Origin of the sequence: Amycolatopsis sp. NPDC049688 (assembly GCF_040674975.1) — a bacterium.
GTDB lineage: Bacteria > Actinomycetota > Actinomycetes > Mycobacteriales > Pseudonocardiaceae > Amycolatopsis.
The window spans coordinates 322,593-347,638 of the sequence record NZ_JBFANY010000001.1 but is presented as its reverse complement, the minus strand read 5'-3'; the positions used below and the strand labels follow the sequence as shown (position 1 = coordinate 347,638).

General features: G+C 72.7%; 26 protein-coding genes. 9 read left to right on the top strand and 17 right to left on the bottom strand.

The genetic code is table 11. The features are described from left to right. Positions 1-236: 236 nt before the first annotated feature. On the bottom strand, positions 237-683 hold the full coding sequence (locus AB0J55_RS01530) for a GNAT family acetyltransferase (RefSeq protein ID WP_364241178.1): 447 nt from the start codon (positions 681-683) through the stop codon (positions 237-239). A gap of 55 nt (positions 684-738) precedes the next feature. Between AB0J55_RS01530 and AB0J55_RS01525 the strand changes: the two genes are divergently transcribed. Next, positions 739-1,692 carry a DUF5937 family protein gene (locus tag AB0J55_RS01525; RefSeq protein WP_364241175.1) on the top strand — a complete coding sequence of 318 codons (954 nt, stop codon included), beginning with the start codon at positions 739-741 and terminating at the stop codon, positions 1,690-1,692. Positions 1,693-1,844: 152 nt separating this feature from the next. Here AB0J55_RS01525 and AB0J55_RS01520 read toward each other — a convergent pair whose 3' ends face one another. The 8 genes from AB0J55_RS01520 to AB0J55_RS01485 form a co-directional block, all read right to left on the bottom strand. Further along, positions 1,845-2,243: a hypothetical protein gene (locus tag AB0J55_RS01520; RefSeq protein WP_364241173.1), complete on the bottom strand. Its 399-nt coding sequence runs from the start codon at positions 2,241-2,243 to the stop codon at positions 1,845-1,847. A gap of 84 nt (positions 2,244-2,327) precedes the next feature. Beyond that, positions 2,328-2,525 (bottom strand): ferredoxin, encoded by a 198-nt coding sequence (locus AB0J55_RS01515; RefSeq protein WP_364241171.1) that lies wholly within the window; start codon positions 2,523-2,525, stop codon positions 2,328-2,330. 13 nt (positions 2,526-2,538) lie between these two features. Continuing rightward, the gene (locus tag AB0J55_RS01510) at positions 2,539-3,723 is read right to left on the bottom strand and encodes a cytochrome P450 (protein WP_364241168.1); all 1,185 of its coding nucleotides are present in this window, start codon (positions 3,721-3,723) and stop codon (positions 2,539-2,541) included. A 12-nt stretch (positions 3,724-3,735) separates the two neighbouring features. Then, entirely contained in the window at positions 3,736-5,196 is a 1,461-nt protein-coding gene (locus AB0J55_RS01505) for a bifunctional 3-(3-hydroxy-phenyl)propionate/3-hydroxycinnamic acid hydroxylase (protein WP_364241165.1), read from the bottom strand. Further along, positions 5,193-5,534: a DoxX family protein gene (locus AB0J55_RS01500; RefSeq protein ID WP_364241163.1), complete on the bottom strand. Its 342-nt coding sequence runs from the start codon at positions 5,532-5,534 to the stop codon at positions 5,193-5,195. The genes AB0J55_RS01505 and AB0J55_RS01500 overlap by 4 nt, the downstream gene beginning before the upstream one ends. Further along, positions 5,531-7,408, bottom strand: coding sequence for an acyl-CoA synthetase (locus AB0J55_RS01495; RefSeq protein ID WP_364241160.1), 1,878 nt, complete (start codon positions 7,406-7,408; stop codon positions 5,531-5,533). The genes AB0J55_RS01500 and AB0J55_RS01495 overlap by 4 nt, the downstream gene beginning before the upstream one ends. Beyond that, the gene (locus AB0J55_RS01490) at positions 7,408-8,340 is read right to left on the bottom strand and encodes a fumarylacetoacetate hydrolase family protein (RefSeq protein WP_364241157.1); all 933 of its coding nucleotides are present in this window, start codon (positions 8,338-8,340) and stop codon (positions 7,408-7,410) included. The genes AB0J55_RS01495 and AB0J55_RS01490 overlap by 1 nt, the downstream gene beginning before the upstream one ends. Beyond that, a complete protein-coding gene (locus AB0J55_RS01485) occupies positions 8,337-9,461 on the bottom strand; it encodes a VOC family protein (protein WP_364241154.1) in 1,125 nt (374 codons plus the stop codon). The genes AB0J55_RS01490 and AB0J55_RS01485 overlap by 4 nt, the downstream gene beginning before the upstream one ends. Positions 9,462-9,595: 134 nt before the next feature. Here AB0J55_RS01485 and AB0J55_RS01480 point away from each other — a divergent pair, with 134 nt between their 5' ends. Continuing rightward, positions 9,596-10,234, top strand: coding sequence for a TetR/AcrR family transcriptional regulator (locus AB0J55_RS01480; protein ID WP_364241151.1), 639 nt, complete (start codon positions 9,596-9,598; stop codon positions 10,232-10,234). Between the two features lie 94 nt (positions 10,235-10,328). Here AB0J55_RS01480 and AB0J55_RS01475 read toward each other — a convergent pair whose 3' ends face one another. Beyond that, complete coding sequence (locus tag AB0J55_RS01475; RefSeq protein WP_364241148.1) at positions 10,329-11,006, bottom strand: TetR/AcrR family transcriptional regulator; 678 nt, start codon at positions 11,004-11,006, stop codon at positions 10,329-10,331. 59 nt (positions 11,007-11,065) lie between these two features. Here AB0J55_RS01475 and AB0J55_RS01470 point away from each other — a divergent pair, with 59 nt between their 5' ends. The 5 genes from AB0J55_RS01470 to AB0J55_RS01450 are packed head-to-tail and all read left to right on the top strand — an operon-like array spanning position 11,066 to position 16,071. Continuing rightward, positions 11,066-11,854, top strand: coding sequence for an alpha/beta hydrolase (locus tag AB0J55_RS01470; protein WP_364241146.1), 789 nt, complete (start codon positions 11,066-11,068; stop codon positions 11,852-11,854). Further along, positions 11,851-12,747: an alpha/beta fold hydrolase gene (locus AB0J55_RS01465; protein WP_364241143.1), complete on the top strand. Its 897-nt coding sequence runs from the start codon at positions 11,851-11,853 to the stop codon at positions 12,745-12,747. The genes AB0J55_RS01470 and AB0J55_RS01465 overlap by 4 nt, the downstream gene beginning before the upstream one ends. Next, complete coding sequence (locus tag AB0J55_RS01460; RefSeq protein WP_364241141.1) at positions 12,744-14,231, top strand: FAD-dependent monooxygenase; 1,488 nt, start codon at positions 12,744-12,746, stop codon at positions 14,229-14,231. The genes AB0J55_RS01465 and AB0J55_RS01460 overlap by 4 nt, the downstream gene beginning before the upstream one ends. Then, entirely contained in the window at positions 14,228-15,505 is a 1,278-nt protein-coding gene (locus AB0J55_RS01455; protein ID WP_364241139.1) for an amidohydrolase family protein, read from the top strand. The genes AB0J55_RS01460 and AB0J55_RS01455 overlap by 4 nt, the downstream gene beginning before the upstream one ends. Next, positions 15,505-16,071: a TetR/AcrR family transcriptional regulator gene (locus AB0J55_RS01450; protein WP_364241136.1), complete on the top strand. Its 567-nt coding sequence runs from the start codon at positions 15,505-15,507 to the stop codon at positions 16,069-16,071. The genes AB0J55_RS01455 and AB0J55_RS01450 overlap by 1 nt, the downstream gene beginning before the upstream one ends. Positions 16,072-16,153: 82 nt before the next feature. Here the strand turns inward: AB0J55_RS01450 and AB0J55_RS01445 are convergent, their stop codons facing one another. Next, positions 16,154-16,321 (bottom strand): hypothetical protein, encoded by a 168-nt coding sequence (locus AB0J55_RS01445; protein WP_364241134.1) that lies wholly within the window; start codon positions 16,319-16,321, stop codon positions 16,154-16,156. Positions 16,322-16,491: 170 nt separating this feature from the next. Beyond that, positions 16,492-16,974: a VOC family protein gene (locus tag AB0J55_RS01440; RefSeq protein ID WP_364241131.1), complete on the bottom strand. Its 483-nt coding sequence runs from the start codon at positions 16,972-16,974 to the stop codon at positions 16,492-16,494. Between AB0J55_RS01440 and AB0J55_RS01435 the strand changes: the two genes are divergently transcribed. After that, positions 16,975-17,553: a TetR/AcrR family transcriptional regulator gene (locus AB0J55_RS01435; protein ID WP_364241128.1), complete on the top strand. Its 579-nt coding sequence runs from the start codon at positions 16,975-16,977 to the stop codon at positions 17,551-17,553. 300 nt (positions 17,554-17,853) lie between these two features. Here the strand turns inward: AB0J55_RS01435 and AB0J55_RS01430 are convergent, their stop codons facing one another. The 5 genes from AB0J55_RS01430 to AB0J55_RS01410 all read right to left on the bottom strand — a co-directional run bounded on the left by AB0J55_RS01430 (position 17,854) and on the right by AB0J55_RS01410 (position 23,249). After that, complete coding sequence (locus AB0J55_RS01430) at positions 17,854-18,570, bottom strand: aquaporin (protein WP_364241126.1); 717 nt, start codon at positions 18,568-18,570, stop codon at positions 17,854-17,856. 194 nt (positions 18,571-18,764) lie between these two features. After that, a complete protein-coding gene (locus AB0J55_RS01425) occupies positions 18,765-19,457 on the bottom strand; it encodes a class II aldolase/adducin family protein (RefSeq protein WP_364241123.1) in 693 nt (230 codons plus the stop codon). Beyond that, the gene (locus tag AB0J55_RS01420; protein ID WP_364241121.1) at positions 19,454-20,398 is read right to left on the bottom strand and encodes a TAXI family TRAP transporter solute-binding subunit; all 945 of its coding nucleotides are present in this window, start codon (positions 20,396-20,398) and stop codon (positions 19,454-19,456) included. Before AB0J55_RS01420 ends, AB0J55_RS01425 begins: the two co-directional genes overlap by 4 nt. A gap of 23 nt (positions 20,399-20,421) precedes the next feature. Beyond that, positions 20,422-21,519, bottom strand: coding sequence for an alcohol dehydrogenase catalytic domain-containing protein (locus tag AB0J55_RS01415; protein WP_364241118.1), 1,098 nt, complete (start codon positions 21,517-21,519; stop codon positions 20,422-20,424). A 14-nt stretch (positions 21,520-21,533) separates the two neighbouring features. Next, positions 21,534-23,249, bottom strand: a complete 1,716-nt coding sequence (locus AB0J55_RS01410; protein WP_364241115.1) for a dienelactone hydrolase family protein — start codon at positions 23,247-23,249, stop codon at positions 21,534-21,536. A 201-nt stretch (positions 23,250-23,450) separates the two neighbouring features. Here AB0J55_RS01410 and AB0J55_RS01405 point away from each other — a divergent pair, with 201 nt between their 5' ends. Beyond that, positions 23,451-25,043 (top strand): bifunctional 3-(3-hydroxy-phenyl)propionate/3-hydroxycinnamic acid hydroxylase, encoded by a 1,593-nt coding sequence (locus tag AB0J55_RS01405; protein ID WP_364241112.1) that lies wholly within the window; start codon positions 23,451-23,453, stop codon positions 25,041-25,043. The last annotated feature ends 3 nt before the right edge of the window (positions 25,044-25,046 follow it).

Genomic DNA, 25,046 nt, shown 5'->3' with positions numbered 1-25,046 from the left:
TGCATCATGGTCTGTTCCCTCCATCCATCGTGCACAGCACGAGCGGATGACTCCTCTTCACGAATGCGATCGTCATTTCGCACCGTGCAGATTCCACGCTGGTGGCAAGACGGAAGAAGGAATCTGGAAACAGAACTCGGCGGTCAGCCCGCCGACGCTCGCGTCAGGAGGCTTTGCCCGGCACCCGGTGGCCTGGCCAAGAGTGTGTCCTGACGGGAGTGAGCGTGGCCGGCACGCTAGTGCGATGTGCCCAAGCTGCCGTCGACCACGAGCCGTTTCCCCATGTTGAACGCCTCGTACGGGGTGTATCCCAGGTGTTCGTACACCCCGATCACGCCGCTGTTGCCGGGACGGATCTGCAGCTGGACCTTGGGGCAGCACAGCGTCCTCAGAGCCGCCTCGGCTTCCTCGACGAGAGCCCGGCCGAGCCCCGTGCCCCGATGGTGTGCCGAGACCGCGAGGTAGTGGATCCACCCGCGATGCCCGTCGTACCCGGCCATCACGGTCCCGACGACGTGGCCGCCGTGCTCCGCGACGAAGAACATCTCGGGCTGTACCGCTTGCTTGCGCCGCACGTCGGCCAGCGGGTCGTTCCACGGGCGGGTGAGTCCGGCCTGCGTCCACAGTTCCACCACGGCGCCGGTGTCTTGCTTCTCGAACGCTCTGATCTTCGCGCGGCTCATTCGCTTGTTATGCCAGGGCTCACGCGAGGCCCGTAAGTATGTAGCGTATGACTTCATGCTCCGATATGAGCTCGAACCCTCCGACGTCTCCACGATGCGGTTCGGCATATCACCGCTCAGCGAGCTCGCCCTGGGACTCCGCGCGCTGCGGAAGCCCGGCGCCTTTCCGCTGCAGCGCCCCTGGACCGACCTCATCGGCCCCGCCCGTCCGTTTCTCGACACCGAGGTCCTGCACGGCCTCGTCAACGAACGGCTCTGGGTCGCCGACTTCGTCACCCCTCGTCCGGACTCGCCGCTGACCGACTTCGACGCCGAGCTGGTCGAGCTGGCCGAGCTTTCCCCGGAGCGGCTTCGAGGCGATCTCCTGCGGGTGCACGGCACTGTTCCGCCGGTGTTCGCCGGACCGCACGACCAGGTGGCCGACCGCCTCCGGTCGGCACTCGCCACCGCCTGGAAGCTGTGCTTCGCCCCGTACTGGCAGCGAATGCGCGCGGTGCTGCAAGCCGACATCACCCACCGCGGCCGGCTGGTCGCCGAGGCCGGTATCGGGCGGATGCTGAGCGGGCTGTCCCCCGCGATCACCTACGTCGGCCGGCACCTCGATGTCCGCCTGACCCGGCCTGAGCCGCGGCTCAGGCCGGTCCGGGGTGAAGGGGTCACCCTGGTGCCGTCGATGTTCGTGCGCAGGGCGTCGGTCCCCTTGGCCGACGAGCTTCCGCCGACGGTCCTGTATCCGGCACGCGGGCAGGGCACGATGTGGTCGACCGCACCACGTCCCGAACCGGGCGCGGTCCGCGCGCTGATCGGCAGCGCCCGCGCCGAGCTCCTGACCATGCTCGGCGAACCGGCCTCGTCGACCGAGCTCGCCCTTCGCCTGGGCGTCACGACCTCGGCGGTCAACCAGCACCTCCGCGTCCTCCTCCGCAGCGGACTGCTCAACAGCGCCCGCTACGGGAAGAGCGTCCTCTACTACCGCAGCGACCTCGGCGACTCGCTCTGCGGCCGTTGACGACGGCAGGGGTTCGGCAAAGCGGTGGCCACTCAGGCCTGGTGCTTCGGGGGCTCACGGGCGCCGGTCCGCTCGGGACCGGCGCCCGCCACCGGCCCGGCGGTCGGGTGACCGGGGCGAACGCCGCCAGGTACCCCAGTTCGGCGAACAGCTCAGGCGCCGCTTCGGCGACGGCGGTCGCCACGGCGCCCCCCATCCTGTGGGCGACGACCACGCACGGGCGGCCGCCGCCACCGCCCCGGCGGATCTGCTCCACCAAGGTGATCGCGGCCGACGACGCAGTCACGAATCCGCCCACCGCGCAACCGCCCGGCAAGCCGATGTGGCCGATCGTCAATCTCCAGGCGGAGGGATCCGCCATAGGAGCGGCGATCCGCCGGGCGCGAGCGCCCGTGGCGACGATGTGCGTCGTAGCCGATCTCCCGGCCGTTCGCGGTGGCCACCACCCGGCGGTCGGCGTCGGCGGCCACCGCGGGCGAACGGACTACGTCGACGCCGAGCCCGTCGAGCCGGTAGCCGAGCGTGCTGCCGGCACGGTCGTCCTTGAGCACGGCCTTGGACAGCGGAGGGCGGGCGTAGGGGCCGCGGTGAGGCCGGCGATGGACTCGCCGGCGACGACGATCGAGCGCGGTGTGTCACGGGGTTTCCCGCAGCGCGGCGACCGGGCACGAGGTGACGGCCGCCCGCGCGGCGGCGAGCTGCTCCGGCGGGATGTCGGCGCCTTCGAAGTGGTGGACGAGTTCGGCGTTGTCGTCGAGTTCGAAGATGGCGGGGGCCTGTTCGGCGCACAGGCCGTGGCCTTCGCAGCGGTCGTAGTCGGCGGAGATCTTCACCGGGTGTCCCCTTTCAGGCCGGGATGAGTTCGATCGGGAGCCGCCCGAGGCGGTGGATGATGTTGTTCTGCGCCCACTCGGGCGGGCCGGCCGGCTCGATCCGGTCGACGCGGGCCACGAGCGCGCGCAGCATCGCCTGGGTTTCCAGGCGGGCGAGGCCCTGCCCGGCACAGCCGTGCGTGCCGTACCCGAAGCCGAGCTGGCGGGCGGCGTCCCGGCGGATGTCGAACGTGTCGGGGTTGTCCCACGCATGCGCGTCGCGGTTGGCCGAGGCGTAGAGGACGAGGACGCGCGAGCCCGCGGGCAGTGCGGTGCCGGCCACCTCGGTGTCGCGCGCGACCTTGCGGCTGAAGGCACGCAACGGGGACTCGAACCGGACGATCTCGTTGACCGCGTTGGGGATCAGGCCCGGGTCGTCCTTGAGGAGCTGCCACTGGCCGGGGTGGGTGGCGAACAGGTGCAGGGCGCTCGCGATCGCGCTGAGGGTGGTGTCCAGGGACGGCGCCAGGTAGTCGATCATCAGCGCCGGGCACTCGGCGTGGGCGAGTTCGCCCGCGTCGGCCGCGCGCAGCAGGTCGTCGCCCATGCTGCCGGGCAGGACCTTCCGCCGCTTCGCGACGGTGTGCGCGAACCGCGCCATTCCCAGGCCGGCCGGGATCGCCTGCACCGCCTGGCCGTTCAAGGGCCCCAGGATGTCGAACGTGGCCGCGCCCCACCGCAGCAGGTTCTCCCGCCCCTCCGCCGGCCACCCGACGAGGTCGGGGACCACCGCCGCGGGCAGGGCGGCCGCCACTTCGACGCCGTCGACGGTGCGCCGGGCGACTGCGGCGTCGACGATCTCGGCGGCCTGGCGGTCCACGACGTCCTTCATCGCGCGCAGCGCCCGGGGCGTGAGCCGGTGGGCGACCAGGGCGCGGCGGCGGGCGTGGTCTTCGCCGTCGCTGTTGAGCGTCGTGCCCCGGGAGAGCCGGTTGGCGATCGCGTTGAGTGCGACGCCGTCGCCGGAGACGAAGGTCCTGTCGTCCAGCAGCACGGCCTTGCACTCGGCGTAGCGGGGCAGCGCGTAAATCTTGTGCCGGGGCAGCCACACCACCGGGCCGAGCTCGCGCAGGCTCGCGTAGTGCGGGTACGGGTCCAGGATCGCCTGTGGCGAATAGATGTCCGGCCGGTACACCGGCAGTTCGGGGTGTCGGGCCATCGTCGCTCCTTGTCAGGGGTACCGGCGCAGGATCCGGAAGAGGCGGGGGCCGGCGCTCAGCACCGTGCCGTCCGGGCGGACGACGGCCGCGCCGGTGCGCAGCCAGCGGCGCAGCTCCCCGGACCGGCTGGTGGGGACGAGAACCGCGCCGGACTTCCGGATCGCGGCTCGCTCGGTCTCCGACGGCGTGGTCGTGGTGACGACGGCGAAGCGGCCGCCGGCAACGTCGTCGAAGCGGGTTCCGTCGTCGAGGAGGGCGTTGGGGCACAACCGTCCCGCCAGGGAACGCCGGAAGCGGGGCCGCGCCACCAGGGCTGACCGGCGCAGGGCGGGCGTGGCGCTGTCGAAGACCCGGCCGTTCATGCGCGGCACGGCGACCCGGCGGACGAGGGTGCCGAAGCGGCCGCCTTCGGTCATGGCCTTGCCGATCAGCACCGCCCGCCGGATCATCGAGCGGGCGTGCGGCTTGCGTTCCGCCTCGTACGTGCCGAGCGCGCTCTCGGGGAGGGTTCCGCCGAGGACGCCCGCGAGTTTCCAGGTGAGGTTGGCCGCGTCGCGCAGGCCGGCGCCCATGCCCTGGCCGATGAACGGCGGGGTGAGGTGGGCGGCGTCGCCGAGCAGGAACACCCTGCCCGAGCGCCACCGGTTCGCGATCCGCGCGCGGAAGGTGTACTCGGCGACGCGGACGATCTCCAGGTCGCCGGCCGGGACGTCCCCCGTCCACGGTGCGATCAGCGGGTGCAGCCGGTCGAGGTGGCCGAAATCGTCGCCGGTCTCCCCCGGCAGCAGCCGGAACTCCCAGCGGTGGCGGGTCTTCCCGATGCGCATGTAGGTCGCCGCGCGGCGCGGATCGCAGACCTGGTGCACGCCGTCCCACTGGTCGAGGCCGGCCGTGGCCGCCACGTCCACCACCAGCCAGCGCTGGGCGAACTTCAGGTCCGCCATCGTCGCGCCGATCGACGTCCGGATGAGGCTGTTGGCGCCGTCGCAGCCCAGGACGTATTCCGCGTGGATCACCTCCCGCGCGCCGGTGCCGCGGTCGGTCACCTCGGCCCGCACGCCGGTCCCGTCCTGCCGGATCCCGGTGACCTCGGTGTTTCCGCGCAGGGTGACGGTGCCGATCGTCTCCAGCCGGGTGCGGAGCAGGTGCTCCAGATCGGGCTGGTCGAACATGTTCGCCTCCGGGTGGCCGTGCCGGCCGTCCGGCGAACGGCGGAACTCCGCCAGTACCCGCAGCTCCGGATCGAGCAGCCGCAGCCCTCGGGAGGGCCGGGAGATGGCCGCGAACTCCCCGGCCAGCCCGAGCCGGCCGAGGATGCGGTACACCTCGTCGTCCAGGTGCACCGCGCGGGGCCGGGGATAGACCGCGTCCTGCCGTTCGAGCACCAGGCATTCGACGCCGGACCGGCCGAGCAGCGCCGCGGCGGTCAGCCCGGTCGGGCCCGCGCCGACGATCAGGACGGGCACCTTCACGGCGCCACCCCGAGGACCACGAGGTAGCCGGCGACGAGCGCCGCGCAGACCAGCGCCGGCACGAGGTCACGGCCCCGGTCCCGGCTGCGCACGTGCGTGACGAGAGCGCCGGCGAGGAGGAGCAGCAGGCCGGTGGCGGCCAGGGCGCCGAGCACCGGCACGGCCAGGCCGAGCAGGACCCCGGCGGCTCCGGCGATCTCCAGCGCGCCGACGCCACGGTAGGCCGGGACGGAGAACCCGGCGTGCGCGGCGCGTTCCCGCATGGGCGCGAGCGCGAACAGCTTGGCCGCACCGAAGAGGAGGAAGACGGCCGCCACGACGACGGACAGGGCGATCACGGGTTTCCTTGGCTGCTCAGGCGGGCAGGGACGGGATAGCGGGCGAGCGTGGCGGCCACCTTCGGTTCGTCCACTTCGGACGGGACGGTGACGGCGGCGACCACGGTGCCGTCCTCGATCACCGCGTCGACCACCACGCCGTCGAACGGGCCGAGGGCCTCGGCGAGCGCCCGGCGGGTGGCATCGGCGCGCAGGGCGAGCTTGTACGGCTTGCCGACGTCGGTCACGGGCAGCGCGTCGAGCACGGTGACGGCCTTCGGCGCGGCGGCGCGCTCGGGCACGCGGCCGGCGGCCCAGCCCAGCAGGGCCTCCTCGGTCACCGCAGCCCCGGGTGCCAGGGTCACGTAGGCGACCGGCACCTCGCCGGCGTGCTCGTCGGGCCGTCCGACCGCGCCGGCCGCGGTGACCTCGGGGTGGGCCAGCAGGGCGTCCTCGACCATCGCCGGGTCGATGTTGTGCCCGCCGCGGATGATGAGGTCCTTGGCCCGCCCGGCCAGGTGCACGAACCCGTCGGCGTCGAGCCGGGCCAGGTCGCCGGTGTCGAGCCAGCCGTCGCGGAGCTTGCCGAGGCCGTCCAGGACGTACCCGTTTCCGGCACGCCCGACGACATAGCCCGGGAACACCGTGGGGCCGCTGATGGCCAGCACGCCGGTCTTGCCGCGGGGCAGCTCCTCCCCCGTTTCCGGATGCACGACCTTCATCCGCTGGTACGGCAGGCGCTGGCCGACGGTGCCGGGGCGCGGGTCGCCGGGGAAGCTGCGGGCGCTCGCGCAGGTGGCCTCGGTCAGCCCGTACCCCTCGACCAGCGTGACGCCGGTGTGGGCCTGGAAGCCCTCCCGCACGGCCGCGGGCAGCGGCGAAGCGCCGACCATGGCGTACCGCAGGCCGGCGATGTCGGCGTCCACCGGGCACTGGGCGAGCACCGCGTACACGGTCGGGACCGCGCTCATCGCGGCGATGCGGTGGTGTTCGACGATCTTCCAGAACTGCCCGTACAGCGCGGGTTCCCGGTAGCCGAGCGGGCCGGCCCACACCGCGTGCTGGCCCTTGAACAACGGCGCGAGCAGCGTGACCACCAGCGCGTTGACGTGGAACAGCGGCAACGCCGCGAAGACCGCCGAACCGACGTCGAGCAGCGAGTTCGCCGCGATCATCCAGGCGTCGGCGACCTCGTTGGCGTGGGTGTGCGCGGCCAGCTTCGGGGCCCCGGTGGTGCCTCCGGTGTGGAACAGCGCGGCCAGGTCCGACGCCACCGGGGGTTCGCCGTCGAAATCGGAGTCGTCGTGGGCGGCGGCGAGGTCGGCGAGGTAGCCCACGCGGACGCCGTCGACGGCCGGCAGCGCGGCCGGTTCGCCTGCCGCGCCGGTCGGGCGCAGCACGAGGATCGCGTCGAGCCCGGGGGCGAGATCCCGTGCGGTGGCCCAGGTTTCCGGCGCGAGGTCCGGACCGGCGGTGATCAGGACGCGGGCGCCCGAAAGGCGGAGCAGTTCGGTGAGGTGGTCACGGGAGAGGCCGCCGTTGAGCGGCGCGGCGATCCCGGCGAGCTGGGCGGCGAGCGTCGCCGGGATCAGGTCGGCACAGTTCGGGGACATCAGCGCGACCGCGTCGCCACGCCGGACACCCAGTGCCCGCAACAGGTTCGCGTAGCGGTGGACGTCGGCGAGCAGCTCGGCGAAGGTGCGCCGGGCGGGTTCGCGCCACCGTCCCGCGTCGGGCAGCACGGTGGTCGCCGGACGGTCCGGCCACCCCGCGGCGGCCCGCCGGAGCAGGGCGTACGTCGACTCCGGCAGGTGCCGCTCGGCGAGCGGGACGGCTTCGATCGCGGCCAGGTCGGCCGGTCCGGCGTAGCGGGGCCACAGGGAAGCGACGGTCATCACCGGTACCTCACGACCGTGCGCTGGGTGCCGAGGTCGAGGGCCCCGTCGTCGGTGGCGGCGGACGCCTCGACGACGTCGCCGTCGGCGAGGTACTTGGAGTTCTTCGCCTGCCCCTTGAAGAACAGCTGCCACTTCAGCGCGGCAGGCAGCAGCGAGGCGATCTTCTCCACGACCTTCGGCGGTGCGGACAACGCGGTGCCCGCCGGGGTCCCGGTCAGCACCAGGTCGCCGGGATCCAGCCGCTGGAACCGGGCCAGCGCCTGAAGGGCCTGCAGCGGGCGGTGGAGCATGTCCTCGCCGACGACCGCGTTCTGGCGCACCGTGCCGTTGACCGACAGCCGCAGCCGCAGGTCCGCGAACCGCTTCAGCTCGGCGGCGTCCACGAGCACGAGGGCGGGCCCGGCCGGGGTGAACGTCGGGTACGACTTGGCCTCGTAGAACTGGGTCTGGGGCAGCTGGATGTCACGGGCGGAGACGTCGTTGGTGACCACCAGGCCCGCGACGTACTCGTGCACGGCGGTGACGGCGCTGCCGACCGGGATCTCGCGGCCGACGACCAGGCCGATCTCCACCTCGTAGTCGAGCAGGCGCACGTGCGGCGGTTTGACGATGTCGTCGAAGGGACCGCTGATCGACCCGGACGCCTTGCGGAAGAACGTCAGCGGCACGGTCGCCGGGTCCATCCCGGCGTCGGTGACGTGCGAGGCGAAGTTGGTCATCTGGGCGACCACGCGGCAGGGCGCGGTGACCGGGGACAGCAGCTCGAGCGACGCCACCGGCACGGCGCCGGCGGCGCCGGCCGCGGCGGTGATCGCCGCCCGGTCACCGAGCAGTTCGGCGGTCGTCGTCGCGGCCGTGGCGATCTTCGCCGCCCCCGACGGGGTGGCGGCATACCAGGCGTCGGCGGTACGCAGGACGGTCAGGCTCATGAGCGGGCTGCTTTCAGCAGGCCCAGCAGGCGCTGGGCGTCGAATTCGTTGTCTTCGCGGAGCGCCGCGAACACGGCGCGCAGTTCGCGCAGCGACTCCCTGCCCGGCTTGACGCCGAGGAAGTCGGCGGTGGCGGGTGGTCCCCACTGGGCCAGCCCGGAGGCGGTCAGCGGGGCCCAGCCGGGTGCCACGGTGTGGTCGAACAGGTCGCCGTCGCTGAAGTGCTCGACCATGAACCCGTCCGGGTCACGCCAGTAGTCGAAGAGCTGGCTGCCCTCGATGTGCCGCCCGATGCCCCAGGAGTGGTGGTAGCCATGCTCGCGCAGGTACTCCCCGCCCGCGGCCAGCGCGTCGAGGTCGGCCACCTGGTAAGCGGAGTGCACGTAGCGATCGGCCGGGCCGAGGACCATGGCCAGCGTGTGGTGGTCGGCCGGGGTGGCACCCCGGTCGCAGCGGAGGAAGCTCATCACCGGCCCGCGCTCGCGCTGCCCCGGGTAGTACAGGAAGTCGCTGACGATCAGGCCCAGGTGGTCCAGGTACCAGTCCAGCGCCTCGCGGTAGCGGGTCGTCTGCAGCACCACGTGCCCCAGCCGCTGGACCCGGGCCGGCGCGCGGGGCGGGCGTTGTGTGGCGTTGACCCGCTGGACCTCGAGGCCGAAGTTGAACGCGTGCGGCTCCTGCGGCGGCAGCGCGGGCAGCTCGTGGGTGCCCGAGACCACCCGGACGCGCAGGCCGCCCGGGTCGGGCAGGTCGACGGCGACGCCGCCCAGTGTCTCCGGCAGCGGGGCGACCGGCCGCCCGGTGACTTCGGCCAGCCGCAGCACGTCGCCCGCCGTTGCGGCCAGGAACGCCGGTCCGCGGAACTTCGACCGCGGGCCCTTGCGGATCAGCACACACGGCGCGCCGGGGTCGGTGCCGCGCAGGTGCAGCTCGTGCCGGGTGCCGAGCGTCGGGGTGAACCCGAAGGCCCGGGCGAACACCTCCGCCCGCTCCAGGTCCGGCTTCTCGAACTCCAGCCACGCCAGGTCGTGCACCTTGATCACCGGGTTCGCCGCCCGGCCCGGATGCTCGTCCGCGAGCGCGCCGCGCTCACTGTGCAGACCGCTGTGCGGATCGCCCACGGCTGCTCCCTCCGTCCATTGGTGACGATATCGTCAGTTACGAGCACATCGTCAGTCAAGGGTTTCTGACGATTTCCTCAGCAGTGACGCGGTGCGCTACGATGCGGCGACGACCAGCCAGAACGGGAGCACCGATGCCGGAGCACGCGCCGAGCCGACTCGAACGGCGCAAGGCGCACACCCGCGCAGCCCTGATCCGGGCGGCCCAGGCACTCGTCGCGGAGGGGAAGACCGCGGTGCCCATCCTGGAGATCACCCAGGCCGCGGACGTCGGGATGGGGTCGTTCTACAACCACTTCGAGACGAAGGAGCAGCTCTTCCAGGCGGCGGTCGAGGACGCCCTCGACACCCACGGCGCCCTGCTGGACGAGCTGACGACCGGCCTCGACGACCCGGCCCAGGTCTTCGCGCAGAGCTTCCGGCTGACCGGGCGCCTGCACCGGAGGCATCCCGAACTCAGCAAGGTCCTCCTGCGCCACGGGCTCGAACTCGCCGACTCGGAGGTCGGGCTGGCCCCTCGGGCCCGCCGCGACATCGACGCCGCCGTGCGCGCCGGCCGCTTCACCGTCACCGACACCGAACTCGCCATGGTCACGGTCGCCGGCGCCGCCCTCGGCCTCGGCCACCTGCTGCACAGCCGGCCCGAACGCGACGACGCCGCGACGACCGACCAGGTGACCGAGGATCTGCTGCGCATGCTCGGCCTCACCGCGGCCGAAGCCCACGACATCGGCAGCCGGCCCCTGCCGTCCCTCGACAGCACCGCGGACTGAACGCTCGAAGAGGTCTACCTCGCGAGCAGCCGGGACGACTGCCCTCCAGCGCCACCGCGAGCCAGTCCGGCCCGCCGGGCGGCCGGCACCGGCCTCACCTCGCCGCTGCCCCCGCGCGCAGGCCGTTGACGATCAGGTCCAGGCCGAAGGCGAACTCCTCCTCCAGCGGCACCGGCAGTGAGTCCGCAACCGCGAGGGTGGCCGGGAACTGCGCCGGCGACACGTCGTGGAAGTGCGCCGACGCCCGCGTCCGCTCGGCGTTGTCACCCGATCCGGCGAGCTGGATCGCGAAGCCGAGGACGTAGCGCGCGAGCGTGGCGTAGGCGCGCGCGGCGCGGTCCGGCGGGAACCCGCCGTCGAGCAGGGCGGCCAGACAGCGTTCTCGCAGGAGCATCGCGTTCGGCCCGGTCGGCGTCTGCTCGATCAGCAGGGGCGCGATCCCCCGGTGCCGGCCCAGGGCCTCGAACATCGCCTGCGCGACCGTCCGGCAGGCCTGGTCCCAGCTCAGTCCGGCCAGCGACTCCGCGTCGAAGCCGGCCTCGCCGAAGACCCGGTCGATGACCTGGGTGACCAAGCTCGCCCGGTTGCCGAAGTGGCGGTACAGCGTGGCCGTGCCGGATTCGAGCCGCTGGGCGAGGGTCCGCATCGACAGGGCTTCCGCGCCTTCCTCGTCGACGAGCTGCAGAGCCGTGGCGAGGATCCGGTCCAGCGGGACGGCGGGACGGCCCCGCGATCGTCGGGCGGACGCGGCGGGCGGAGAGGAACTGGTCACGCCCGACAGTATGCCGCCCGGTTGACACCCCCAATAATAACGGCAACACTGTTGCCATTATGACGAACACCCAGTCAATCCCGGTCGACGGCCAGCAGATCCACTACGTCCGCGCAGGTCAGGGCCCCGCCGTGGTGCTGCTGCACGGCAGCGGGTCGTCGCTGGAGGGCTTCGAGCGGGTCGCGGAGCTGCTGTCGGCGTCCCATGACGTCATCCGCCCGGACCTGCCCGGCTTCGGACGGACCGGACCGCGGCCCGACCGTGACTACCGCGTCCGCACCTACGCGCGCACGATCGCCCGCTTCACGACCGCGCTGGGCCTGCCGCACTTCGCGGTGGCCGGAAACTCCCTCGGCGGCAACGTCGCGTGGAACCTCGCCCTCGACGCCCCCGGGCGGGTGGCCGCGCTGGTGCTGATCAACGCCACCGGCTACCCGGGGAAGACGCTGCCCGCCGGGCTGCGGCTCGCCCGGAACCCCGTGCTGCGCCCGGTGCTGCGGCGCTGGCTGCCGCGCAGCGCCACCGAACGCGGGCTGCGGGAAGCCGTCGGGACGAACTCCGCGATCGTGGACGACGCCATGGTCGACCGGGTGCACGCGCTCACCGGCCTGCCGGGGAACCGGTCGGCCTTCGTCGACTTCGCCAACACCGACCAGCCGGACCGCAGCGCCGAAATCCCGGAGATCGCGGTGCCCACCCTGGTCCTGCGCAGCGCCGCCGTCGACGGGCAGCACTTCGCCCGCGACATCCCCGGCGCTCTGGAGCGCGTCCATCCCGGCGGCGGGCACCTGCTGCCGGAAGAGGATCCCGACTGGGTGGCCGCGGCGATCGAGGAGTTCCTGCGATGAAGTACTTCGTCGCGTCCGACGAGGACCGCAGGCTCGACCCGGAAACGCGGCGAGCACTGCGCGGCAGCTTCGTCACCCTGTCCGACGGGGTGACGCACTACGAGCTGACCGGTCCCGAGACCGGGGAACTCGCCGTGCTGGTCGGCGGTCTCACCATCCCACTGTCCTACTGGGACGGACTCGCCACCCGGCTGCACGCCCGCGGTCTGCGCACCCTGGCCTACAGCGCCTACGGCCGCGGCTACTCCGACCGGATCCGGGGCCGCTACGACGAAGCGCTGTTCGTCCGCCAGCTCGCCGAGCTGACCACGGCGCTCGACCTCACGTCACCGCGGCACGTGGTCGGAACGTCGATGGGTGCCCTGGTCGCGATGGCCTACGCGAACCTGTCCCCCGAAACCGTGACCACGCTCGCCGTCGCCGGACCGGCCGGCCTGACCCGGCGTCCGCTGCCGCAACTGTTGCTGCGCAACGACGTCGTGGGCGGCTTCATCGCCCGGCGCTTCGGCCGCGGGCTGCTGGAAGACCACCTCGGGCACAACGTCCGCGACCCCGGTCGCGCGGCGGAGCTGGTCGCGATGGTGCAGGACGCCTACCGGTACGAAGGCTCGCTCCACGCGTTCTTCCGGACACTGCAGGACTTTCCGCTGTACGAGCGGCAGGACCTGTTCCGCAGCACGGCCCGGCTGGGCATCCCGGTCCTGCTGGTGTGGGGCGACGACGACCAGGTCACCCCGATCCCCCACCTCGACACCGTCTGCGAACTGCTGCGCCCGCGGCAGACCCACGTCATCACCGAATGCGGCCACATGGCCCCCTTCGAACGGCCGGACGACGTCGGCGACCTGGTCGCGTCGTTCACCGTTCCCCACCCGGATCGGCTCGAACCATGAACGCACCCCTCGACGTCCTGATCGCCGGGGCCGGCCCGGCCGGCACCACCCTGGCGATCGACCTGGCCCGCCGCGGCCTCGCCGTCCGCGTCGTCGACAAGGCCCCGCACTCCTTCGAAGGCTCGCGCGCCAAGGGCATCCAGCCCCGGACGCTGGAAGTGTTCGACGACCTCGGCGCGCTCGACGGCGTCCTCGCCGGCAGCAGCGACTACCCCCGCCTGGGCATCCACCTGGGACCGGTGGCCGTGCCGTGGCGGATGTTCCGCAACCGCGACCGCAGCACCGGCGTCCCGTACCCGAACACCCGGCTGATCCCGCAGTACCGCACCGACGCCGTGCTGCACGACCGGCTCGGGCAGCTCGGCGGGAAGGTCGAATACGGCCGGGAACTCACCGGGTTCGAGCAGGACGGCACCTCGGTCACCGCCACCGTCACCGGAGACGACGGCACCGAGCGGATCACCGCCCGCTACCTCGTCGGCGCCGACGGCGGTGCGAGCACCGTCCGCAAGCTCCTCGGCCTGGGTTTCCTCGGCGAGACCCACGAGCAGGACCGGATGCTCATCGCCGACGCCGTCACTTCCGGCCTGTCCCGCGATCGCTGGCACGTCTGGCCGGGGGTCAAGGGCCGGTTCGCGGGCGCTTGCCCGCTGCCGCAGACCGAGCTGTTCCAGTGGATGATCCGCCTGGCACCGGACGAAGAACCGCCGGAGGGCGAGGAGGCGATCACCCGGCGGATCCGGGCCCACACCCGCAACCGGGCCATCGCCGTGCGCGACATCCGGTGGCGGTCGGTGTTCCGGCCCAACATCCGCCTGGCCGAGGCCTACCGCCGCGGCCGCGTCCTCCTCGCCGGGGACGCGGCACACGTGCACACCCCCGCCGGCGCGCAGGGCCTCAACACCGGCGTCCAGGACGCCTACAACCTCGGCTGGAAACTCGCCCAGGTCATCGCCGGAGCCGACCCGTGGCTGCTGGACACCTACGAAGCCGAACGCCTCCCGATCGCCGCGGGCGTGCTCGGCCTGTCCACGAAGAAGTACGCGGGCATCGCGAAACTCGACCCGTCGAGCCTGCGCCGCGGCAAGGACGAACAGCAGCTGTCCCTGACCTACCACGGCGGCCCGCTCGCACCGTCCGGAAGCGACCGCACGACGACGTTGCAGGCCGGCGACCGCGCGCCGGACGCCGATCTGCCCGGCTCACGGCTGTTCGACGCCTACCGGGGACCACACTTCACGGTGGTCGCGTACGGCCCGGAGGCCGCGGCGGCGAGCGACGAGCTCGGCTGGCCCGCCGCCGGAGCGCCGCTCCGGCGGATCACCGTCGATGCCCGGCCCGGCTTCCTCAGCGGCTACGGAGTCGAGGGAGACACGCTCCTGCTCGTCCGGCCCGACGGCTATCTCGGCCACATCGCGACCCGGGACTTCCTGGCCTCGACCCGGACCGCCGCCCGCACGATGACCCCGGAGGTGACCGGATGAGCCGCATCCTGCTGCGCGGCGCGCACGTGATCACCATGGCCCCGCGCCGGCCCGACGCCGAACGCGCCGACGTCCTCGTCGACGGCGACCGCGTCGCCGGGGTCGGCGAAGGCCTCGACGCGACCGGCGCGGAAGTCGTCGACGTGACCGGCCGGATCGTCCTGCCCGGCCTGGTCAACGCCCACCTGCACACGTGGCAGACCGCGCTGCGAGGCGTGGGTGCGGACTGGACGCTGGCCGACTACCTCGGCCGCATGCACGGCGCGGCGGCCGGGCACTACCGCCCCGAGGACATGCGGATCGGCACCCTGGCCGGTGCGCTGAGCCAGCTCGAACGCGGCACGACGACCCTGGGCGACTGGTGCCACAACACCCCCACCCCGGACCACACCGACGCGGCGGTCGACGGCCTCCGCGCGTCCGGCATCCGCGGGGTGTTCCTCCACGGCACCCCGTACTCCGCGCCCGACGCGGCCCACCCCGTCGGCGAGATCGACCGGCTGCCCGGCGGCCCGCTGCTCACCTTCGGCATGGCCGTCCGCGGCCCGCAACTGTCCACTCCGGACACCGCGGTCGCCGACTTCCGTGCCGCGGCCGAGCGCGGGCTCGTGGTGTCCCTGCACCAGAGCGGCGGCGAGCCCGGGCCCGGGTGGGAGGCGGTGCGGGACGCCGGGCTGCTGAGTCCTCGGACGAACGTCGTCCACGGCGCCGGGCTCACCGGCGACTGGCTCAAGACGCTCGTCGACGCCGGCGCCGGCTTCACGAGCACCCCCGAGAACGAACTCGGCCAGGGCCACGGCTTTCCGCTCACCGGGCAGCTGCTCCGGCTGGGCGCCGCACCGTCGCTCGGCACGGACACCGACGCCGTCACCCCCGGCGACGTGCTTTCCGCCGCCCGGATCGCCCTGGCACACCAGCGCGGTCACGACCACGACGACCACCGTCAGGCCACCGGGTCGTTCTCGGTCACCGCGACGATCACCGCCAAGCAGGCGCTGGCCTGGGCCACGGTCGAAGGCGCACGCGCACTCGGGCTCGCCGACCGCGTCGGCCGGATCGAGCCGGGCATGCAGGCCGACCTCGTCGTCATCGAGGGGGCCACGGCGAATCCGATCGCGTCGGCACTGTACGCGTCCGCCGGTGACGTCGAGGCGGTCATGATCGCCGGCCGCTGGCGCAAGCGCGGCCACGCTCTCCTCGGCGTCGACCTCGGCACCGTGCAGGACCAGCTCCACGAATCCGCCCGGCATCTCCTCCCCCGCCTGACGGGCTGATGGGGGGCCGGGACGAACTCGCGAGCCGCACCCGGGCCGACCTGCTGGCCGCGGCGAAACGGCTGTTCGGCGAACGCGGTTACCTCGACACCAAGATCACCGACATCGCCGCCGCGGCCGGCCGCGCCGTCGGCTCCTTCTACACCCACTTCACCGGCAAGGAGCAGCTGCTCGCCGTGCTGCGCGGCGAACTCACCGAGACACCGGCCCCGGAGCCGCTGGGCGACGACCCGATCCGCGAGCACGTCACGGCCTGCTGGACGGCGCTGCGCACCCACCGTCCCACCGCCATCGCCCTGCTGCAGCAGGCGACCGCCGCCGCACCGGCCTCCGGACGGTTGTGGGACGAGCTGACCGCCTGGACGGCTCCGCTGCGCCGGCACCTGGAGAACCGGCGTGACCGCGGGCAGCCGCTCCCGGGCGACCACGAGCTGCTGGCGGCGGCCGTGGGCGCCATGCTCGCCGGTCTCAACCACGCCCTGCCCGCCGACGACCCCGGCGACAGCCGCGTTGCCGACGCCGTCACGAACCTCGTCCTCCACGGCCTGACCGGCCCTGAACAGTGAGCCGCTGCCGTGCGTCTGCGTCGACTCGAGTACTTCGTCGCCATCGCCCACCTCCCCTGATCCGCTACGAGCAGCAGCCCGGTCAGACGGCCGCCAGGGGGTGTGCGTGGCGAAGCCGGACGCTCTTGGCGGACAGGTAGCGGCGGCGGTCGGTGACCAGGATCGGCACGAGCGTGCCGGCCACCAGCCACGCAGCCGGCTGCGCCACCCCGGTCGTGAGGCCGGTGCCATCGGTGGCCTTTCGGCTCACCGCGGTTGCGCAACGTCATCCGGGTGCCGCGGTGCCGTGGTCGGCGGAAGGACCGTGATGGACTCGAGCAGCCACGCCGCAACCGTGGCTGGCAGCGCCGCCGAGCCCGATGCCGGAGGTGGCGCCCGCGATGAAGATGATGTCGCCGCAGATTCCTCTGCCGGTGCCGTTCAGTGTCCGGTGGAGTAGAGGTTGATGAGGTTGCCGTCGGGATCGCGCAAGAGCATCGACCGGTTTCCCCATGGCTGGTTGGTGGGTTCCTGGACCCAGTCGGCGACCTGGTCGTCCAGGCGGGCGCGTTCGGCGTCGACGTCGTCGACCTCGAATTCGATGATGGCGGATCGGTTGGCGGCGGCCTCGGCGGCGTTGTTGTTGAAACGCTTGACCGCCGCGCTGTCGGCCAGCGCGATGATGCCGCCTTCGGTGTGCAGTTCGGCGTAGTCGCCGGACCCGTAGGGGGTCACCGGCTCGGTCTCGGTGAGCGTGGAGTAGAAAGCGGTCAGGGCGGGCAGGTCATCGGTGACGAGGCGTACTGAGGCGAGCTTCAAGGCGTTCTCCTGGCTGCTCCCGGCGAGCCGGACCGTCCGGCTCCACGAAACAGTACGGTACAGTACCGTACTGTTTCGCTGCGGACAAGGAACGGAGATCACCACGTGGCCCGATCCGGGGACTTCGTCGACGCTCGAGTCCAGCGGTCCAAGACCGCGGTGCTCGCCCAGACGTACGAGTTGCTCTCGGCGGGCGGCATCGGCGGTGTCAGCATCGACGAGGTGTCACGACGCTCCGGCGTCTCCAAGACCACGATCTACCGCCACTGGCCGTCGCGGGCCGCGCTGCTGGTCGAGGCGTGCTCGACGATCGGGTCGGCGCCTCCGGTTCCCGACACGGGCAGCTTCGGCGGGGATCTCGCCGCCTTGACCGAGGCGCTGGCCGAGCAGCTGCGGAGCGCCCGCTGGGCGGCGGTCCTGCCCTCCATCGTGGACGCCGCCGAGCGCGAGCCCGAGCTGGCCGGGCTTCATGCGGATCTGCACGCCCGGTTGATGGCTCCGTTCGGCGTGGTGGCCGAACGCGCGCGAACTCGCGGCGAGCTCGCCGCGGATCGCGGGCCGGCCGACGTCACCGCCGCCGTCGCCGGCCCGCTGTTCTACCGTCGCTGGTTCTCCCGCGAGCCGCTGGACGCCGCGTTCGTCGCGCGCGTGGTCGAGGACGCCCTCGGCCATCTCGGCGTCTGAACCCGTTCGGCCTCATGGGCGGGCACCGTCGCGGATGTGTGCTCACCGCGCGAGGAGAGATGACCAGCCGATCGGCGATTTCCTGGCGTCCCGGTCGACGGCGGCTTCACGGCGTGAGCCACCTACCGCGGGCGCCCGTGATGCTCCGGCAGCGAGGTGCCCGTCGGCTCGGGTCGGTTGTTCCGGTCCGGCGGGCAACGATGCCGCAGCGTCACCGTGGGCGGGGCGTCGTCGAGAGTCCAGCCGAGTGCGGCCGCGGTTCGCAGAGCACAGGCGCGGCACGGGTCTTCGCCGTTCACCTCACACCCCGACCTCGACCGCCGGCCGGCGGGTGATGAGGTAGTCGCACAGGAACGCGGCGGCCAGACCGCCGGCGAGCGGGCCGGCGAGGTAGGCGAAAAGCTGCGACCACGCCGCATCCTGGCCGGCGAGGGCCAGCACCGTGTCCGGGCCGAAGGTGCGGGCCAGGTTCACCGAGGCGCCCGTGAGCGGACCGAACACCATGATCTGGGTGGCCAGGGCGAGCCCGATCCCGATCCCGGCCACGCCCTTGGGCGCGGTCGGCGCGACAGCCAGCGCGAACACCGCCGTGACCAGGATGAAAGCGCCGATCGCCTCGGCCGCCAGCGCCTGGACGTAGCCGACCCCGCTGCCGAAGGTCGTGGCGCCCAGCCCGGCGGCGGTGGCTGTGTCGCCGTAGGTGGCGTAGACCAGTGCGGCACCGAGCACGCCGCCGGCGAGCTGCGCGACCACGTAGGCGGGGACCTCCCGCCAGGGAAACCGCCTCCGCGCGGCCAGCGCGACGGTGACCGTCGGGTTGAAGTGCCCGCCCGACACCGAACCGAAGGCGTAGATGGCGATGGCCAGTGCGAGCCCGTGCGCCAACGCGATGATCAGCAGACCGGGCCCGCCCGCACGAGCCGCCGCGACGGACACCGCGGCGCCGATGCCGAACAGGCACAGGATGGCCGTGCCGGCGAACTCCGCCAGCAGGCGACGGACCGGGAACATTGTCATCTACTCGTCCTTTCCTTGCGCCGCAAGGGATAATGGGACGGCGGCAGGGACAGACGTTAGTGACTCCACACCTCGGCAGACACCGCCGACAGACCTCCGTAACTGATTGGTAAGAACCATTGGGAACCGGCTCGGACCATGCGTCGAAGAGGCCCGTTTTGCGGCTCACAGCAAGCATTTCGGCCACGGCGAGGTCAATCCCTCGTCCCAGCTCGCCGGACGAGGTAGTCGAACCCCGCCACCAGCTGGCTTTCCGGCCAGCACTCGGCCGCCTTCGCCCTGGCCTCCGCCGGGCCGGACCAGGAGCGCACCGGCCCGGCGGCCATCGCGGTGAGCTGAGCCGTGCAGGCGCGGTCCAGCAGGACCGCGTGCATGACCGCCGCGGCCACGGTCCGGCCGGCGGCCACCAGCCCGTGGTGCGGCATCAGCGCGGCGGGTGCGTCGCCGAGAGCGGCGGCCAGGTCCCGGCCGAGGGCCGGGGTGCTGATCAGCCCGCCGGTCCCGGCGAACCTCGGGACGTCCTCCCCCGCGAACAGGGCGCCGTCGTGGGACAGCGGCAGCAGCGGCACGGCCAGAGCCGCGAAGGACACCGAGCCACGCGCGTGTGTGTGCACCACGCTGGTCAGCTCCGGCTGCCGCCGGAGGATTTCCAGGTGGATGTGGCATTCCTTGTGCGGGCCACCATCACCGGCGAGGACCTCGGCGTCGAACGACACCAGCTGGACCCGGTCGTCGCGGACCTCTTCCAGGCCCCAGCCGGGTGCCTTGATCCAGACGCCGCGCCCGTCGGGATCGCGCACGGAAACGTGACCCCACACCATGTCCCCGTGCCCGGCGGCGGCCAAGGCCCGGGAGGCCACCGCGGCCAGGCGCCGCGCGTCCGTCATCCGCCGAGACTGTCGTAGTAGGCCGCCGCGCCCGGGTGCAACGGGATCGGCGCGCGCCCCATCGTGACCGGGTCCAACGGGTAGGTCACCGGCGATCGCTCCGGGAGCAGGTGCCGGTACTGCTGCTCCAGCATTTCCCGCGTCTCGCCGAGGATCCACGCCAACGCGTGCGCGACGTCCTCGGGCATTTCTTCCCGCACCATGACGAGGAAGTCGCTGAAGTCGAGGGTGCGGAACCCCGGCGTGCCGGGGAAGTAATCGTCCGGGACGTCGGCGGCCGGCCAGCCGAAATCCTCCTCGAGACCGGCCAGCACCTCCGGCTCGACCGGCAGGAAGGCGAGGTCTTCGCCGATCTCCTGCCAGCCGGGCAGCATGACCGCCTCGTGCACGATGGCGTCGGCCCGCCCGTCGAGAACGTCGGCGAGGCAGTCCGTCGGCAGCTCGTGCCCCAGGAGCTTCCCGCCCCAGCCCTCGATGTCGACCCCGCTGCGGGTGAGCAGCTCGTGCATGGCCATGCCGACGTGACTGACCCCGTCGTGCCCGGACGTCGTCACGGTCAGCTGCGGTTTGGCGGCTCGCAGCTCCTCGAACGTGGTGACGCCGAAGGAGTTGCGGACGGCGAAGACGAGGCGATCCCGTTGCGGGACCACGCCGACCGCGCGCAGGCCGGGGAACGCCTCCCCCTCGTACGGCCCACGCCCGTCGAGCGCCATCCGGATGAACGGCGCCGGCGTGGCGATCGCGAGGTCGACCTCGCCGCGGCCGAGGGCCCGCACGTTGTCGACGAACCCGCGGCCGTTCCAGATCGCGACGCGTGTGCCGGGCGCGGTGCGCGCGGTCAGCTCCATGCCGAGCCAGCCGCACACCCGGGTCAGGTTCGCCCCGCCCCAGTCGGCTTGCATGTGCAGGACGAGGGGCCGGTCGATGTACGGTTCGGTCACAGGATCCTCCGGGGTAGCAGGGTTCACGGCCGGACCACGCTCATCCACATGGGCTCGGGCCGGCTTCGCATCGATTCGATTCCCTCGAGCGCTTCGGCGAGCGGGAACCGGTGGGTGATCAGGTCGTCCAGGTGCAGGGCCCCGGACGCGAGGAGGGCGAGCACCTGGTCGGTGTCGGTCCGGCCGCAGGCCCGGGTGCCGACGAGCCGCCACAGGTTGACCATCAGCGCGGCGGGCGGCAGCTCCAGCGGGGTGAAGTTGCCCCCGAGGTGGACCAGGGTGCCGCCGGTGGCGAGCGCGGTGAGCGCCTGCGCGGTCGCCGGTCCCTGCGGGATCAGGTCGACGACGGCGTCCGCTCCCCCGGGTACCAGGTCCCGGATCCGGCGCGTCAGCCCTCCGGTCGTGGCCCAGTCGGCGCCGAGTTCCTCCAGTGCGACGGTGTCCACCGGCACGCCGGCGATGGCGCGCAGGGCGTCCAGGCGTTTCGCCGACCGGCCGACGAGGACGAGGCGGCCCGCGCCGAAGAACGGGGCGAGCTTGATCGTCGCGGCGCCCATCGCGCCGGTCGCCGCGGTGACGACCAGGGTCCCGCCCAGGGGCAGGTTCGCCTGCTTGAGGACGCTCACGGCGGTGCCGAGGTCGTGGACCTTCGCCGCCACGTCGAAGGAGACGGCGTCCGGCAGCACGTCGACCTGCCAGTGCGGCACGCGGACGTATCCGGCGAGGCCGCCGTGGTGGTAGCGGCCGTAGAGCTCCAGCGGACCGGTGCCGAACGCGGCGCCGCCGAGCATCGCGGCGTCGGTGCACATCTGCTCGTGGCCGGCGCGGCAGAACGCGCACGAGCGGCAGGACAGCATGGCGTGGACGCGGACCCGTTGTCCGGCGAGCGCCGGATCGACGGCGTCGCCGACCGCTTCGACGGTGCCGGCGGCCTCGTGGCCGACGGTCGTGGGCAGGTGCTTGAACATGCCCATGGCGAGCATCGCCATCATGCCGGGGGCGAGTCCCGCCGAGGACACCTTTACCAGGACGTCCTCGGGCCCCGGTTCGGGGACGGGAATCTCCGCCAGCCGCAGTGGCTCGACGGCGGAGGTGGCGCGCAGGGCGAGCATGGTGGTCATCGGGGGTGCCTTCCTCAGCGCTGGCGGAGCCGGCGCAGGTCGCCGGCCGTGACGGGTTCGGCCTTCTTCGCGGTCGGCGCGACCTGCGGCACGGGTTGTGTGGAGACGAGCGTCAGGTGCGTGCTGGGCTCGTCGTGCAGGCTGGTGAACGCGACCCCGACGGGGATCCGCACGAAGTCCCCCGGCTCCAGCCGCAGGGCCCCGCGCTGGGTGACCAGGGTCCGCGTGCCGTCGATCTGGTACTGGATCTCGTCGACGTCGAGGTGGCGGACGTATTCGCTCCCGGCGGAGCGCTCGGCCCGGGTCCGGCCGATCATGACCTCGGCGGACCGGTACAGCCAGGTGGTTCCGGACGCGGTGTCGTCGGCGCGCAGCACGGTGATCCGGTCCGGTTCGGCGCCGGCCTGGGCCAGCAGCAACCGCTCGTCCACCGCGGAGTAGGCGACGTCGTGTTCCGGGCCCCCGAGGCATTCGGTGAGCACTTCGTTCTTCGGCTCGGCCTGCCAGCCGGGGAACGGGGGGAGCAGGAAGTCCGCCGACCGCACCGGGGCGGCGAGTTCTTCGACCGGCGCGGGGAGGTAGAACAGCAGATGGCTCTCCTCGCGCCCGTAGTTGTCGTGGGCGACCCCGCGGGGAATCCGCGAGAAGTCCCCGGCGCGCAGCTCGACGGTGCCGTGCTCGGTCATCAGCGTCCGCTCGCCGGCGATCTGGTACGACAGTTCGTCGACGTCGGCGTTGCGGTGGTAGAAGGGCTGCCGGAAGTTCATGATCTGCCACTCCAAGCGCAGGCGAGCACCTTCGTACACGCCGCGCGGTGGCTCGAGCTTCTCCGGCGCGAAGGCGGTGTCGTACCGCACCGCTTCCAGCGGCGTCAGGCCCGCGCCGATGCGGAACGGTCCGCCGTCCGGGCGCTGCAGGAGCAGGTCTTCCCGGCGATGCAGCACGCGCGCCGGGGCGGTGAACGGGAAGACGTCCAGGCGTTCCCGCACCACCGTCGCGCCCGCCCGGTCCGCGGGCAGGTGGTCCTCCAGGAACGAGTAGGTGCGGGCCCAGGCCGTCTCCGCGGCGTCGGCGGAGTACATGTGCGGTCGTGCGTCACAGGCGAAGGCGTGCCCAGCGCCGTCGTAGACGTGCTGCGCGAAGTCGACGCCGGATTCGGCCAGCGCGCTGTCGATCGCGGCGACGTGCGCCTCGGGGATCGTGGGGTCGTCGGCGCCGACGTGCAGGAGCAGCGGCGCGGTGATGGCCTCCGCCCGGTCCAGCACGGCGTGCGGGCCGGCCGCGATGCCGGGCCCGTAGAACACGACGGCGGCACCCAGGCCGGGCGTCGCGGTCGCCGCGGTGAACGCGGCGCGGCCGCCGAAGCAGAACCCGACGACGGCGGTCCGGTCCACCGCCAGCCCTTCGCCGTCCTCGAGGTGCCGCAGCACGGCGCCGACGTCCGTCGTGATCTCACGGACACCGAGTTCGCCGATCAGGGCGACGGCCTGGTCGTGGTCGTCGTAGGGAATCACCGCGGAGCCGGTGCGGTGGAACAGTTCCGGGGCCAGGGCGAGGTAGCCGCGCTCGGCGAACCGGTGGGCGAGGTCGCGGACGTGGTCGTTGACGCCGAACGCCTCCTGCAGGACGACCACCGCCCGCCCCGGCGGCGCCTCCGGCCGGGCGCAGTGCACTCGCATGGGGCCGTCGGCGGTGCCGAGGGTGATCCACTCCGTTGTCACGTCGAGCATCTCGCGTGACTCCTTCCGATCGGCTTGTCCTGCTATAAGCGACACCACTTCTACCATGCGGGACAGAGCGAGCGTATGTACTCCTTTTGGCCTAACTTACCCTCTCGGACTCGGGTGTCCTGTATTTCGTAACTGCTGTCCTTGATTACAGGACACTGGCGTGGTTAGCATCGGCCGACGACAGCGCATCGAGGAGGCTCCGTGGACGATCCAGTCAGCTTCGGCACCGCCGGAGAGGCGGACGTCGCGGTCGTCGGCGCGGGCCCGGTCGGGATGACCGCCGCCGCCCTGCTGGCCGCCTACGGCGTTCGGGTCGTCGTCCTGGAGCGCAACGCGTCGACCAGCGACGAGGCGAAAGCGATCAGCATCGACGACGAGGCGTTGCGCGTCTACCAGTGGGCCGGCTTGGCCGCCCGGGTGCTGCGGATCATCGTCCCCGGCACCGGCACCCGGTACTACGGCGCAACCGGGGAGCTCGCCTTCCACGCCCGAGCCGAACAGCCGCTGCGGCTCGGGTATCCGTTCAAGAACCCGTTCGCGCAGCCGGACCTCGAGCGGGAACTGGCCGATCACCTGGCCGCGCACCCGGGCGTAGACCTCCGGATGGAGACGACGGTGACCGGTCTGACCCAGTACACCGGCGGCGTCCGCGTGCACACCGACCGGGGCGAGCTGAGCGCGACCTACGTCCTCGGGTGCGACGGCGGCCGCTCGGCCGTCCGCGAGCTGGCGGGCATCGGCATGTCCGGGCGCAGCTACCCGGACGTGTGGCTGGTCGTCGACACCGTCGGAGACGACCACGACGAGCGGTACGGCATGCACCACGGCGATCCGCGCCGGCCCCACGTGATCATCCCGGGTGACGGCGGCCGGTGCCGCTACGAGTTCCGCCTGCTGCCCGGCGAAGGCGAAGCCGGGCAGCCACCCTCCTTCGACCTGATCCGCCGGCTGCTGGCTCCATATCGGACCATCACGCCGGCCCAGGTCCAGCGGGCGGTCGCCTACCGCTTCAACGCCGTCGTCGCCGATCGGTGGCGGGCGGGAAACCTCTTCCTGCTCGGCGACGCGGCCCACATGATGCCCCCGTTCGCGGGACAGGGCCTGAACTCCGGCGTCCGCGACGCCGCCAACCTCGCCTGGAAGATCGCGGACGTCCTGGCCGGACGCCTCGACGACAGCGCGCTCGACACCTACGAGACCGAACGCCGTCCGCACGCCGAAGCCACGGTCCGGCTGTCCGAACGGCTCCGGCGAGTCGTGATGACGACCGACCCCCGCCTGGCCCACCACCGGGACCGCCTGATCGGCCGGGCCCTGCGCACCGAGGCCGGGCGAGCGTTCTTCGAGAACATGCGCTACCGCCCACCGCACACCTATCGGTCCGGCCTGCGCACCGCCGGCGGCGACGGTGTCGGCGTCGCGGTCGGCCAGCCGTTCGTCTTCGACACCGCCGCCCGCCGGATCGCCCTCCTCGACCGGGCGCTCGGCCGCGGCTGGGCGTTGCTCGGGGTCGCCACGGATTCGAGGCCCCTGCTCCGCGCGGCCGAGGCCGTCGAGCCGCTTTCCCCGGCCCTCGCGCACATCCCCGTCGACGAGAAGCTGCCACCGACAGGCGGCATCCCGGCCCTGCTCGACCTCGACGGGCGGCTGAACGCGGAGTTCGCCGCCTACCGCGGCCGGCTGGTCCTTCTCCGGCCGGACCGCTTCGTCGCCGCCGCCTGGCATCCCGGCGAGCCGCCCGCCTTGGCCGAAGCACTGCATGTGGTGCGGCGGCCCGCGTCCATCACCGCTTGAGCC

What these genes read in the sequence shown, in the direction of transcription:
- AB0J55_RS01425 (WP_364241123.1), bottom strand. Translation starts at nt 19,457, where the DNA reads ATGACGGACGCGCGGCGCCTGGCCGCGGTGGCCTCCCGGGCCTTGGCC.
- AB0J55_RS01510 (WP_364241168.1), bottom strand. Translation starts at nt 3,723, where the DNA reads ATGGCCCGACACCCCGAACTGCCGGTGTACCGGCCGGACATCTATTCG.
- AB0J55_RS01460 (WP_364241141.1), top strand. Translation starts at nt 12,744, where the DNA reads ATGAACGCACCCCTCGACGTCCTGATCGCCGGGGCCGGCCCGGCCGGC.
- AB0J55_RS01530 (WP_364241178.1), bottom strand. Translation starts at nt 683, where the DNA reads ATGAGCCGCGCGAAGATCAGAGCGTTCGAGAAGCAAGACACCGGCGCC.
- AB0J55_RS01450 (WP_364241136.1), top strand. Translation starts at nt 15,505, where the DNA reads ATGGGGGGCCGGGACGAACTCGCGAGCCGCACCCGGGCCGACCTGCTG.
- AB0J55_RS01415 (WP_364241118.1), bottom strand. Translation starts at nt 21,519, where the DNA reads ATGACCACCATGCTCGCCCTGCGCGCCACCTCCGCCGTCGAGCCACTG.
- AB0J55_RS01430 (WP_364241126.1), bottom strand. Translation starts at nt 18,570, where the DNA reads ATGACAATGTTCCCGGTCCGTCGCCTGCTGGCGGAGTTCGCCGGCACG.
- AB0J55_RS01495 (WP_364241160.1), bottom strand. Translation starts at nt 7,408, where the DNA reads ATGACCGTCGCTTCCCTGTGGCCCCGCTACGCCGGACCGGCCGACCTG.
- AB0J55_RS01410 (WP_364241115.1), bottom strand. Translation starts at nt 23,249, where the DNA reads ATGCTCGACGTGACAACGGAGTGGATCACCCTCGGCACCGCCGACGGC.
- AB0J55_RS01480 (WP_364241151.1), top strand. Translation starts at nt 9,596, where the DNA reads ATGCCGGAGCACGCGCCGAGCCGACTCGAACGGCGCAAGGCGCACACC.
- AB0J55_RS01490 (WP_364241157.1), bottom strand. Translation starts at nt 8,340, where the DNA reads ATGAGCCTGACCGTCCTGCGTACCGCCGACGCCTGGTATGCCGCCACC.
- AB0J55_RS01465 (WP_364241143.1), top strand. Translation starts at nt 11,851, where the DNA reads ATGAAGTACTTCGTCGCGTCCGACGAGGACCGCAGGCTCGACCCGGAA.
- AB0J55_RS01525 (WP_364241175.1), top strand. Translation starts at nt 739, where the DNA reads ATGCTCCGATATGAGCTCGAACCCTCCGACGTCTCCACGATGCGGTTC.
- AB0J55_RS01455 (WP_364241139.1), top strand. Translation starts at nt 14,228, where the DNA reads ATGAGCCGCATCCTGCTGCGCGGCGCGCACGTGATCACCATGGCCCCG.
- AB0J55_RS01470 (WP_364241146.1), top strand. Translation starts at nt 11,066, where the DNA reads ATGACGAACACCCAGTCAATCCCGGTCGACGGCCAGCAGATCCACTAC.